This is a genomic window from Myroides phaeus (assembly GCF_009799805.1).
Classification (GTDB): domain Bacteria; phylum Bacteroidota; class Bacteroidia; order Flavobacteriales; family Flavobacteriaceae; genus Flavobacterium; species Flavobacterium phaeum_A.
On the sequence record NZ_CP047050.1, the window covers coordinates 1,519,774 to 1,532,941 of the forward strand.

Annotated in this window: 10 protein-coding genes; 1 reads left to right on the forward strand and 9 read right to left on the reverse strand. The window is 32.2% G+C overall.

What is annotated here, in order from left to right; translation table 11 throughout:
* Positions 1 to 5: 5 nt before the first annotated feature.
* The 6 genes from rodA to purH are packed head-to-tail and all read right to left on the reverse strand — an operon-like array spanning position 6 to position 7,084.
* Positions 6 to 1,259 (reverse strand): rod shape-determining protein RodA, encoded by a 1,254-nt coding sequence (gene rodA / locus GQS07_RS06835; RefSeq protein WP_158210166.1) that lies wholly within the window; start codon positions 1,257 to 1,259, stop codon positions 6 to 8.
* Positions 1,256 to 3,121: a penicillin-binding protein 2 gene (mrdA, locus tag GQS07_RS06840; protein ID WP_158210167.1), complete on the reverse strand. Its 1,866-nt coding sequence runs from the start codon at positions 3,119 to 3,121 to the stop codon at positions 1,256 to 1,258. Before mrdA ends, rodA begins: the two co-directional genes overlap by 4 nt.
* Complete coding sequence (locus GQS07_RS06845; RefSeq protein WP_158210168.1) at positions 3,118 to 3,642, reverse strand: rod shape-determining protein MreD; 525 nt, start codon at positions 3,640 to 3,642, stop codon at positions 3,118 to 3,120. Before GQS07_RS06845 ends, mrdA begins: the two co-directional genes overlap by 4 nt.
* Positions 3,635 to 4,465, reverse strand: coding sequence for a rod shape-determining protein MreC (gene mreC, locus GQS07_RS06850; RefSeq protein ID WP_158210169.1), 831 nt, complete (start codon positions 4,463 to 4,465; stop codon positions 3,635 to 3,637). The genes GQS07_RS06845 and mreC overlap by 8 nt, the downstream gene beginning before the upstream one ends.
* Positions 4,466 to 4,474: 9 nt before the next feature.
* Complete coding sequence (locus GQS07_RS06855) at positions 4,475 to 5,503, reverse strand: rod shape-determining protein (RefSeq protein WP_090408887.1); 1,029 nt, start codon at positions 5,501 to 5,503, stop codon at positions 4,475 to 4,477.
* 54 nt (positions 5,504 to 5,557) lie between these two features.
* A complete protein-coding gene (gene purH / locus GQS07_RS06860) occupies positions 5,558 to 7,084 on the reverse strand; it encodes a bifunctional phosphoribosylaminoimidazolecarboxamide formyltransferase/IMP cyclohydrolase (protein ID WP_158210170.1) in 1,527 nt (508 codons plus the stop codon).
* A gap of 199 nt (positions 7,085 to 7,283) precedes the next feature.
* On the opposite strand from purH, the gene GQS07_RS06865 reads away from it, so the two are divergent.
* A complete protein-coding gene (locus tag GQS07_RS06865) occupies positions 7,284 to 8,531 on the forward strand; it encodes an ABC transporter permease (protein WP_158210171.1) in 1,248 nt (415 codons plus the stop codon).
* Between the two features lie 71 nt (positions 8,532 to 8,602).
* Here GQS07_RS06865 and accD read toward each other — a convergent pair whose 3' ends face one another.
* Genes accD through GQS07_RS06880 form a run of 3 tightly spaced genes read right to left on the reverse strand, consistent with a single transcriptional unit; the run spans position 8,603 to position 13,146 of the window.
* Positions 8,603 to 9,457, reverse strand: a complete 855-nt coding sequence (accD, locus tag GQS07_RS06870) for an acetyl-CoA carboxylase, carboxyltransferase subunit beta (RefSeq protein ID WP_158210172.1) — start codon at positions 9,455 to 9,457, stop codon at positions 8,603 to 8,605.
* 46 nt (positions 9,458 to 9,503) lie between these two features.
* Positions 9,504 to 10,571, reverse strand: coding sequence for a class II fructose-bisphosphate aldolase (gene fbaA / locus GQS07_RS06875; RefSeq protein ID WP_090408899.1), 1,068 nt, complete (start codon positions 10,569 to 10,571; stop codon positions 9,504 to 9,506).
* A gap of 46 nt (positions 10,572 to 10,617) precedes the next feature.
* Positions 10,618 to 13,146 (reverse strand): BamA/TamA family outer membrane protein, encoded by a 2,529-nt coding sequence (locus GQS07_RS06880; protein ID WP_158210173.1) that lies wholly within the window; start codon positions 13,144 to 13,146, stop codon positions 10,618 to 10,620.
* Positions 13,147 to 13,168: the final 22 nt, after the last annotated feature.

Below are 13,168 nucleotides of genomic sequence, written 5' to 3' on the forward strand. Positions count from 1 at the left end.
CTTAATTACCACTCATTAATTTTATTGGCATCTAATTTTAAAAAGATAAAAAGTAGAACTGTGAACGCCATTAAACTTGACCCTCCATAAGAGAAGAAAGGTAATGGTACTCCAATTGTAGGGAATAAACCAATTAGCATTGTGATATTAAAAGCGAAATGTATAAAAAGAAAACAAACTACACAATAGCCATAGACTCTGTTGAAAGTTTTCTTTTGTCTTTCTGCTAAATATATTAGTCTAAAAAATAATCCTACAAATAAAATAATCACGACTGTTGCTCCTGTAAATCCCCATTCTTCACCGACTGTTGTAAAGATATAGTCAGTATGCTGCTCTGGAACAAAACCACCTTTTGTTTGTGTTCCTTCTAAAAAGCCTGTACCTGACCAACCTCCTGAACCAATAGCAATTTTTGATTGGTTTAAATTATATCCTTCAGCTTGTAAATTTACTTCTTCTCCAATTAAAACATTTATTCTGTCTTTCTGGTGAGACTCAAGAACGTTGTCATAAACGTAATCTACTGAAAGGACAAAAGTAGTCATTATTGCTGTTAAAATAATGTAAAAAACGGGGTTTCTTGTGATTTTTTTATTCAAATAAAAATGAATACTAACAGCTATAATGATTAAAGTAATAATGATTATAGGCTTAACTACAAGGGCAAGAACGAATAGAATAATAGTTATAAAACCTGTCCATAAGTACCAACTTGGCAACCCTTCTCTGTATAAAACAAAAACAAGAGATACGAATAACATTGCACTTCCTGTATCGTGTTTTAAAATAAATAAGGTAGGTATACCAACAATTGCTAAAGCTGCAATTTGCTCTTTAAATGTAGCTAAATGAGTTTGATTATCTGAGAGGTATTTGGCTAAAAGTAATGCAGTTGTAGTTTTTACAAATTCTGAGGGCTGTATACCAAAACCTCCTATTTGATACCAGTTGGTTTGTCCTTTTACAGATTTACCAAAAAAGAACAATCCAAGTATAGACAGTAGTCCTATTACATAAAATACTAACGCATATTTCTCATAAAATTTAGCGTCTATTGAGACAATCAAAATAATAAGAGGAATACACATAATTATAAACATTAATTGTCTTCCATATATTTGTTTAAGATCAAATATAGAAGTTGTCTCCGCAGGTAAAGAAGCAGAGTAAATGTTTATCCAACCAGCAAATACTAATAAAACATATATTAGTATCGTTATCCAGTCAATATTTTTTTGAACACTTACATTTTTCATTTTTTATGTGCTTTCTCTGTTGCTCTATATAATTGAAGAACTCTATCGTATTCTGATTGTAAGCTACCTTTTAACATTCTATCTTCAAGGTCTTTTCTTACAATTTCTTTTAATAAATATTTTTGAATCATTAAACTTGTTATCGGAGCTGCCCAACGATTTCCCCAGTATCCGTTTTCAATGAATACAGCAATTGCAATTTTAGGATCCTCTTTCGGAGCAAAAGCAACGAACACTGAGTGATCTGTTAATTGATAGCGTTTACCATTAATTCTGGTAAAGTTTTCAACCGTACCTGTTTTACCACACATATCTAAACCGTCAACATATACAGATCTACCTGTACCAAAATTAAACACATCATTCATTCCTTGTACAATCGGTAAGAAATGTTGTGGATCTATTGATGTTTGGTGTTTAGTAGTAAACTTATTGTCAATATCGTGATGCTCGATGTTTTTGATAATATGAGGTGTATAATAATAACCGTGATTAGCTACGGCAGCCATCATATTAGCAAGTTGCATTGGTGTTAGTATAACTTCTCCTTGTCCGATGGAATTGGAGATTGTTGTTGTACTTCTCCACCCACCATTTGGATACCATCTGTTGTAATAATCAGCGTCAGGAATATGTCCTTTTCTACCTTCTGGTAAGTCATAACCTAAAAATTGACCTAAACCAAAGCTATGTAAGTGCTCACTCCATTTATTAATTCCTACTGTAGGTGATTTATATTTTTCAATAACTCGTTTATAAGCATTTGCAAAATAGGTGTTACAAGACTTTGCTATTGCGGTATTTAAATTCCAATTACCTGAATCGTGGCATCCCATCCAAGCTCCTTTTCCATAATAAAAACCTCTATTACAACTAAAGGTCGTGTGAGGTGTTATTACACCTTCTTGCAATCCAATTAACGCGGTAAGTATTTTAAATGGTGAACCAGGAGAGTATTCTCCTGATAATACACGGTTATATAACGGCTTTGCTAAAGAATCATTATATAGTTTAGTGTAATTTTTGGATCTTTCTCGGCCTACAAGTAAAGATGGGTCATAACTTGGAGCATTAACAAGTGCTAATATTTCACCTGTTTTAGGTTCAATTGCTACAATTCCCCCTCTTTTATTTTGCATTAAAAGCTCTCCATAAGCTTGTAGTTCACTATCTATGGTAAGGGTGATATCTTCTCCTTTTACAGCTAAAGTATCGTATATACCATTCTTAAAAGAACCTATTTCTCTATTAAATCGGTCACGTTGTATATATCGTACGCCTTTAGTACCTCTAAGTGTTTCTTCATATTGTTGTTCAACACCTTGAATACCTATTAAGTCTCCTGATTTGTAGTATGGGTTAGCTTTAATGTTTTGCTCGTTAACTTGTCTGATATATCCGAAAATATTAGCACCGGAAGAAACTTGGTAATCTCTTAAGTTACGTTTCTGGATATAAAAACCTTTAAAGTTTCTGATTTTTTCTTGAAATGCCGCATACTCCCTTTTATTCAACTGTGGTAAGAAAATAGAAGGTAAACGTGGACTATATTTTTTTGCTTTTTCAAGCTTAGTATTAAACGTTTCTATAGATACGTCTAATAAGTTACAAAGAGCTAAAGTGTCAATGTCTTTAACTTCTCTTGGAATAACCATAATATCATAAGACGGTTGGTTTGCAATCAATAACTTACCATTACGATCGAAAACATAACCTCTTTCAGGATATTCATAGACTATTTTAAGTGCGTTATTTTCTGATTTTTTGATATATGTGTCATCTACAACTTGTAAATAAAACAGCCTTAATAAGATTACAACTGTAACAACTACAATTATAATTGGCAATAACAATTTTCTCATTTCTTAGATGGTTTAATCAAAAATAGAATTAAAATACAAGCTAATAGAGTAGTGATTGTTGTAAGTAATGTTCTATACAAGATTTCCCAAACGAAGTTAAATCTAAAAAACTCTAATCCAAATAATACAATATGATGAATAACTACAGATATAACGATATATCCCATTACTTCTAAAGAACTAAAAAGGTCTTTAGTAACTTTTTTGATAATGTTTAAGTTGTGATATTGATAACTAATACCAAAAGAAAATTTTAGTACAGAAGGTCTAAAAAAAGCAAGAATTAAGCTTGAAGCTGCGTGAATTCCTCCAGAGTTTTCAAACATATCTACCACTAAACCTAACATAAAACTTGCTATATAAAATATAGGTTTTGAGTTTTCAGAAGGGTAGAGTATTATGAAAAGTATATAGGGAAAAGGATTTATAAAACCAAACAGATCAATATTATTAAATATTAAAATCTGTGCGATTAACAACACTATAAATCGAGCAATATTTGAAAATGCAATACTATTCATTTGTAGTCTCCTCTTCAAGTTGATTAATTTCTTCTATATCTTTGTTAGTGATAACATAGATGTATCCTAAGTTCGTCATATCATTGAATAAGCGAACTGAAATGGTGAAGTAGTTTGATGTTTCATTTGTATATGCTTTATCAATTACACCAATAGGAATGTTCTCAGGGAAAATAGTTGAATCACCACCAGTAACGATAGTATCTCCTTTGTAGATCTCTGCTAATCTTGGTATATCTGATAAATGCACATATCCAGTGTTTTTACCATCCCATTCTAAAGTACCAAAGTGATTAGATCCCTTAATTTTAGCATTAATCTTAGATTTAACGTTTAAGATACTTTGTACAGTTGAATAGTTGTTTGAAGTTCTTTCAATGATACCTAAAACTCCATTACTATTAATAACGGCCATATTTTTTTCGATACCTTGCTTAGAACCACCTTTAATCGTAATGTAGTTTTCTTTTGTATTAAAGGTATTGCGGATTACTTTGGCTACAATAATAGAAAACTCTTGCCTTTCTAAAGGCATGAGTTTCTTTATTTCAACAGAATCTTGTTCTGAAGTACTATTGTATACAATTGATTTTAAAAGTGCATTTTCTAAAACAAGAGCATCATTCTCTGTTTTTAAGTGCATATATTCTTTAAAATCATTTACATTTTCATAGACATAACCAGTCACACCATTCGCTGAACTAATAAAAGAACTCTGATGAAAAGAGTGTGTTTGAATTATTAATCCGAATGATATGACTAAAAGCAGCAAAAACAGTAGCTTAGTACTGTTTTTTATAAAGAAATTGATTATTTGCTGCATAAGTTATTTTTATTTGATCAATACACTTTTGTATTTATCAAGATTTTTAATAGCTAAACCTGTTCCTCTTACTACTGCTCTTAATGGGTCTTCAGCAATGTAAACAGGTAGATCTGTTTTTTGTGAAATACGTTTGTCTAAACCTCTTAACATTGATCCACCACCTGCTAAGTAAATACCTGTATTATAGATATCAGCTGCTAATTCAGGCGGAGTTTGAGATAATGTTTCCATTACTGCATCTTCAACACGTTGAATAGACTTATCTAAGGCTTTAGCAATCTCTCTGTATGATACAGTTACTTGTTTTGGTTTACCAGTAAGTAAGTCACGACCTTGAACTAACATATCTTCAGGTGGAGTTTCTAAATCTTCTGTAGCCGCTCCTATTTGGATTTTTATTTTTTCTGCAGTACTCTCTCCAACAAATAAGTTATGTTGTGTACGCATATAATAAATGATATCATTTGTAAATACATCACCAGCAATTTTTACTGATTTATCACAAACAATTCCTCCAAGAGCTATTACAGCAATTTCTGTTGTTCCTCCTCCGATATCAACAATCATGTTTCCTTTTGGTTGCATAATGTCAACACCAATACCTATTGCAGCAGACATAGGTTCGTGTATTAAGTAAACCTCTTTACCATTCACACGTTCACAAGATTCTTTTACAGCACGCATTTCTACTTCAGTTATACCTGAAGGGATACAAACGATCATACGTAATGCAGGCGTAAACATCTTTTTTCTTAATGAAGGGATGCTCTTGATAAAGAGGCTTATCATTTTTTCTGACGCATCAAAATCAGCAATTACACCATCTTTTAAAGGGCGGATTGTTTTGATATTACCATGTGTCTTCCCCTGCATCAAACTTGCTTCTTTCCCGACAGCAATAATTTTTCCCGTTGTTCTATCTCGGGCTACAATAGAAGGGTTGTCTACAACCACTTTTCCATCGTGTATGATTAGAGTATTCGCTGTTCCTAAGTCGATCGCGATATCCTCAGTCATAAAATCAAAAAATCCCATACAATTAAAAGGCTTTTATAGTTAATATAATTTGTGCGTTACAAAAGTAATAAATTAATGTTTAAAATGACGAATTCCTGTAAGTACCATTGCGATATTATTTTCATCACAATAATTAATACTTAAGTCGTCTTTGATAGATCCTCCTGGTTGGATTACAGCTGTTATACCTGCATTTCCCGCAATTTCTACACAATCAGGGAATGGGAAAAAGGCATCACTTGCCATTACTGCTCCTTTTAAATTAAAATCAAAAGAGTTTGCTTTTTCAATAGCTTGGCGCAATGCATCTACACGTGATGTTTGTCCTGTTCCTGAAGCGCATAATTGACCTTCTTTTACTAAAACAATTGTATTTGATTTAGTGTGCTTACAAATTTTAGAAGCAAATAGTAAATCATCTATTTCTTTAGTAGAAGGTGATAATTTAGTAACGGTTTTCAAGATGTCTTTATTGTCTGTTACATTATCTTTATCTTGAACTAAAATACCGTTTAAACAAGTACGAACTTGTTTTGTAGGTAGTTTTACGTCGTTTAAAACTAAAATAATTCTATTTTTCTTTTCTTGTAAAATTTCTATTGCTTCTACATCAAATGATGGAGCAATTACTACTTCACAGAATAATTTGTTGATTTCTTTTGCTGTTTCTACATCTATTTTGTCATTAGCAATCAAAACACCTCCAAAAGCAGATGTTGGATCTCCTGCTAAAGCATCAAGATATGCTTGTTTCATTGTAGGTCTTTGAGCTACACCACAAGCATTATTGTGTTTTAAAATAGCGAAGGTTGGTAATCCTCCTTTAAATTCATTCATTAAATTAACAGCAGCATCAACGTCTAATAAATTGTTGTAAGACAATTCTTTTCCGTGTAATTTTTGAAATAATTCGTCGAAATTACCAAAGAAGTGTCCTTTTTGATGTGGGTTTTCTCCATATCTCAATTCGTTACCATTGTCAATACTGATTTTTAATGTAGTTTCTTCTGCATTAAAATAATTGAAAATAGCACTGTCATAGTGAGAAGAAACGTGGAATGCTTTAGTTGCTAATAATCTTCTTTCTGCAAGACTCGTTCCTCCATTGTTGTTTTGTAACATTTGTAAAAACAAATCATACTCTGTTACAGAGGCAACAATTACTGTATCTTTAAAATTCTTAGCAGCAGCTCTAATTAAAGAAATACCACCAATATCAATTTTTTCTATAATATCTGCTTCTACAGCTCCAGAAGCCACAGTTTTTTCAAATGGATATAAGTCTACAATCACTAAATCTATTTGTGGAATATCAAACTCTTTCATTTGAGCGATATCTCCTTCGTGATCTTGTCTGTTTAATATTCCACCAAATACTTTTGGGTGTAACGTTTTTACTCTTCCTCCTAATATTGAAGGATAAGATGTTACGTCTTCTACTGGAACTACAGGAATACCTAATTCTTTAATAAAAGTTTCTGTTCCTCCTGTTGAGTAAATAGTTACATTGTGCTTGTGTAACTCTTTAACAATCGGTTCTAAACCGTTCTTATCAAAAACGGAAATCAATGCCGATTGAATTTTTTTAGTTGTGTTCATGTTGTGTGTGTGTGTTTTAGTAAAAAGCAAAAGTAACCATTGTAAGTCTATTAATCAAAGTTTAATCTGCAACTTTTTGACTATTATTTTTCTTTTTTTGCAATAATGTTTAATTTAGAAGGATGTATGTTTTTTTGGGATGTACAGAACTAACCGTCGTCTTATTTATATGACGTATTAACAATGTTTTTAGTAAGTTATGGTGTTGTATTTAAGATTGATTTTAGGGAGTTTTAGTTTTGCTTGGGCTGCTTTGATAACTAACAAGTTAAGGACTTTATTATCTCTATTAGGGGTTACAGTTGGTATATTCTCAATCATTGCTGTTCTTGCTGCTGTAGATTCGATGGATAAAAATATAAAGTCTGAATTAAGTGGACTCGACCGAAGTATGATGTACGTTTTTAATCATTCTTTTGGACCAACGGATGTTCCTAAATGGAAGATCGATAGGTTTCCCAAGGTTACTTATGAAGAGTATGATTATTTAAAGAGAAATTTAAAGGAAGTAGAGTTTATATCTTATAGTGTTTTTACGCGTGGTGAGAATATTAAATTTGGAGCTAACGTAGTTGAAAGTGTAAACGTGAAGCCTTGCACCTCTGAAATGGAGTTTTTAGACAATGTAAAAATAGGTAATGGTCGTTTTTTTAATGAGGCAGAATCTACAAAAGGAGCTGCAGTTGTAGTTCTTGGTTATGAAATAGCAAATACTTTGTTTAAAAATTATGATCCAATAGGTAAGTCAGTGCGTTTTTATGGACGTAATTTTCGTGTTGTAGGTGTTGTAAACAAACAAGGTAAAGCACTTGGAGGAAGCCACGATGAAACGGTGTTTTTTCCAGTGAATTTCTTACGTCAGCTTTATGGGGATACAAATATAAAGGGTACTCCTGCTATAGTCCTAAAGCCTTTTAAAGGAAGTGATATCAAACAATTTGAAGAGGAAATAGCTTCTAAGTTGCGAATGTTTCGTGGTATTAAAGTAAGCGAGGAGAATAACTTCTTTATTAATGTCTTTGGGGGGATGTTGGATATGATTGACGAAATTGTAGGGAAGATGAATGTGGTTGGTTGGGTTATAAGTGGCTTCTCTTTATTAGTGGGTGGTTTTGGAATTGCTAATATTATGTTTGTTTCTGTAAATGAAAGGACACACTTAATAGGTGTTCAAAAAGCAATAGGAGCGAAGAGTAGGTTTATTATGTTTCAGTTTCTTTTTGAAGCTGTGATATTGGCTTTGATTGGTGGTGTAGTAGGTTTGTTTTTAGTTTGGGGAATAGCATTGCTTATCAATAGCTTTTCCGATTTTAAGTTTGTGTTGAGCTTTTACAATATTGTAATTGGATTATTCTTATCTGGAATAATTGGTTTAATATCAGGTTTATTGCCAGCTCGTTCAGCGGCTAAATTAGATCCTGTTGAGGCAATTAGAATGGGAGGGTAGTATAAAATATATAAAAAGTAAAAAGGGCTAATTCCATCTGGAATTAGCCCTTTTTTATAATAACGAGTATATTATCTCATTGCTCTGTTAAGAATTAAATCTAAATATTGATTTACATTCTTTTTAAGATCTCTTCTGTGAGTGATGAAATCCAAGAATCCGTGTTCTAATAAGAATTCAGATGTTTGGAATCCTTCTGGTAAATCTTTACCAGTTGTATCTTTCACAATACGAGGACCTGCAAATCCAATTAATGCACCAGGTTCAGCGATATTAATATCTCCTAACATTGCAAAAGATGCAGAAATACCACCTGTTGTAGGGTCAGTACACAATGAAATGTACGGGATTTTAGCATCGCTCAATTGAGCTAATTTTGCAGAAGTTTTCGCCATTTGCATTAATGAAAAACCTGCTTCCATCATACGTGCTCCTCCTGATTTTGAAATCATTAAGAAAGGTATGTTGTTTTTTAAAGAGTAGTCAATTCCACGTGCAATTTTCTCTCCTACTACAGATCCCATAGAACCTCCAATAAAAGCAAAATCCATAGCAGCAACTACTAATTTTTCTCCTTTTGATTTACCAACAGCAACTCTAACAGCATCTTTCAATTGCGTTTTAGCCATTGCTTCTTTTAAACGATCTACATACTTTTTAGTATCTTCAAATTTTAAAATATCTTTTGAAGAAAGGCTTTTGGCTATTTCTTTGTAGTCGTTGTTGTCAAAAAGAATTTCAAAATATTCTTTACTACCAATACGAACGTGATATCCATCCTCTGGACTTACCCATAAATTATGTGCTAATTCATCAGAATCAATAATTTTTCCAGTAGGTGATTTATACCATAAACCTTTAGGAATATCTTTTTTGTTTTCTGTTGGTGTCTGAATTCCTTTTTCTTTTCTTTTAAACCAAGCCATAAAATGTTTGTTTTGTTTATACTATGTTTTTAAACAAAGAGTCAGACTATAAGGTGTTAACGTTGTTTAAGTCTTTAAAAGCTTCTTCTAAACGAGCGTTAAAAGTCAATTCTCCTTGTCTTACCCAAGCACGAGGATCGTAGTACTTTTTATTCGGTACATCTGCTCCTTCTGGGTTTCCTATTTGAGTTTTTAAATAGTCAATTTTTGATACCATATAGTCTCTTACACCTTCTGTATATGCAAACTGAAGGTCAGTGTCTATATTCATTTTTATTACACCATAAGAAATAGCTTCTCTAATTTCTTCTAATGTAGAACCTGATCCTCCGTGGAAAACAAAATCAACAGGGTTGTGCGCTAAATTATATTTTTTAGCAACATACTCTTGAGAATTTTTTAAAATTACAGGAGTAAGTTTTACGTTTCCTGGTTTATAAACACCGTGAACGTTTCCAAAAGCAGCTGCAATTGTAAATCTATGACTTACTTTTGATAATTCTTCGTATGCATATGCTACTTCTTCTGGTTGAGTGTATAATCTTGAAGTATCAACATCACTATTGTCAACTCCATCTTCTTCTCCTCCAGTAATTCCTAATTCAATTTCTAATGTCATACCAAGTTTTTCCATTCTTGCTAAGTACTTTTTAGAAATTTCAATATTTTCTTCAATTGATTCTTCTGATAAATCAATCATATGTGAACTGAAAAGAGGTTTACCGAATTGTTTCATAAACTCTTCACCAGCATCTAATAACCCATCAATCCAAGGTAATAATTTTTTAGCACAATGGTCTGTATGTAAAATTACAGGTACACCATAAGCTTCTGCTAAAGTATGAACGTGTTTAGCTCCAGCAACAGCTCCAATAATAGCAGCTTTTTGGTTTTCATTTGAAAGACCTTTTCCAGCCATAAATGCAGCACCTCCATTAGAGAACTGAATTATTACAGGTGAGTTTAACTTAGCTGCAGTTTCTAATACTCCATTAATAGTACTTGAACTTGTTACGTTTACCGCTGGTAACGCAAATCCTTTTTCTTTAGCGTATTTAAAAATCTCTTGCACTTGGTCTCCAAATGCAACCCCTGGTTTAATATTATGTGCCATAGTCGTGTTGTTTTTTTATTTTACAAAAATACTAATTATTATTTGATTAGAATGGATAATTAATTCCAACATTTAGAACCGATTCTTTTAGGCTAAACTCTTTAAACCACTTGCGATCTGATTCTATGGATGGATTGTATGTTTTAAATCCAAAGTCTAATCGGAATACAAAGAAACTAAAATCATAGCGAATTCCAAATCCTGATGCTACTGCAAAATCTTTTAAGGATGATATCCCATTAAATGTATATTCTTCTTGTTCTACATCATCAAAAACGTTCCATACATTCGATGCGTCTACAAACAGTGCACCATACCATTTTCCTGCTACATTGAATCTATATTCTGTACTGAAAAATAGTTTCATATTAGCTTCATTGAAATCGTTAATTCCGCCACTTCGCCCTGGACCAAGTCTATAGGATTGCCATCCTCTGTTGTCATTTGATCCTCCTGAAAAGTAACTACGTGTAAAGGGAATCGAATTGGAGTTACCATACGGAACGGCTAATCCTCCAAATAAACGCATTGCTATTACTTTTTTATGTCCTAAATCCCAATATTTAACGAAGTCTACTTCTGTTTTTACATATTGAGAGAACTCTACATCTAAGATTGTTTTCTTACCTGTAGGGCCTACTTTAGAACTGGCACTTTTCATAATAACGTCCATTAATCCACCAGCCGATTCTACTTTTGCTTTTAGTGTATAGAAGTTGTTGTCAGCAATATTAGTACGTGTTGTGTTAGTAAATGTAACGTTTGAGGCAATGATAAGGTTGTTTTCTGATAGACGAATTCTTCTTTCTTCAATACTTCTAATTTCTCTATAATCTTGTTGATTAATGCTTAGAGGATTGTCTGGGCTTAATGCTTCACTAATGAAGTGATTAGCCCCTCCTTCAGAGATTGTAAGGTTGCCGTTTTGGTCAACGTAATCTGGATTGACATTTTCATATTCTTTAGAAATGTCATTTAATCTTTTATAGGATGATTTATATACACTAAAATAGTTTTGCGGATTGGTATTTCTAACATATTGTATATTGGCTAAGTCAACGCTAAAAGAGTTCTTTCTTGATGGATACCAGCTATAGTTAATAATACCATTAAAGTTGTTTTTATCCAGCCCAATATTTCTTTGTTGTGAATGTCCAAAACTCATAGAAGTTGTAGGCAACATTGTTTTAGGAATCACTTTTTCTGTTTTGATAGGGAATAATAATCTTGGAAAAGTTAACTTAATGTCTCCACCATATTCTGTAACATTGAAGAAAACGTTATTAGGATTGTTCATTTGTCTTGATGAACCTAATGCTCCTTTTAAATTTATCTCTAAAAGTTCTGCCCCTCTAAATACGTTTCTAAATAAAAGTCCAACACTTCCTCCAATACCAAAGTCTTGTATATTTGAGTGTGTGATATCTAACGAAGGGTTGAAAGTCATTTTTTTTCTTGAAGTCAAATAGATGTTACTGATTAATGATTGTCCAGTAGAATCTCTTTGGTCTTCAATGTATTCAATTACAGGATAATTAAATGTACGCAAGTTACTAATCGAACGGGAAGTAAGCATACGTCTTTGGTCACTAAAAGTACTTCCTTTTGTGATAAATATAGCGTCTGTTAAGGCTTTCGGTTTGTATTGTAGTTTGGTTGAACTATAAATATTAAAATTGTTATAATGTACACTGTCTAATACATACTCTTTGTTTTTAGAGCTATTGTCAGTGTAAATATTGACATCACTTATTTTGTAAATATTAAAAGGTACTTGAATAAGTGTATCTCCCGATTTTACTGTTCTCGGGTCAATGATCATTTCAATATTAGCTTTGTTTTTTTTCTGTAAAACGGTGTCTACTTCATAGCGAATATTTAATTCTTGAAAATGATAAGCACCATTGTCTCTAAATTCAGCAGTTATCCTTTTACGTTCATCTTCAAAATTTTGAACATCGAAAACTGTATTAGTTTTTATCTTGCTCTTTGATTTCGATCTTTCGTATATTTCCTCTAAAGGTTTTGTTGTAATATCAGTACTAATACTATCTATATAGTAAGGAAGTCCAGTATTAATAGTATATGTGTTTTTTACTTTCTTTACGCCAACGCTATCAACCTTATTAACTACTGTACGGTCAAAGTATCCTTTGTTAAAGTAGTAATTTGATAAGCGAGCGATTGATTTAGTTGTTCTTAAAGAATCAAGTAAGACAGGTGCTTCTCCTGTTTTAATAAGAAAGTTGTTAATACCTGAAATTACAAATGATTCACCCAATCTATTCACTTGTTTTTTTGACAAGATAGCTTCTAATGTTTTATTTGTCCTTGGATGTTCTTTTAGCCATTGATGGTACAATGAGTCAGCATTTGGCTTTGCAAGATTATATAAGGCTAATCTCAATCTGAAATTAGTCATTGGTAAAGAACTATTCGGGTGTTGATACAATTGATTAATTATATCTTCTTTTGTCGTTTTTTTACCATTTTCAATAATGATATTATCCATTAACAAAGCTTGGTTCTCAGGAACGCGCTTCGTGATTGAGCAAGAAAAAAAACTTATGCTCATTAATAGAATTAGTAGTATTTTT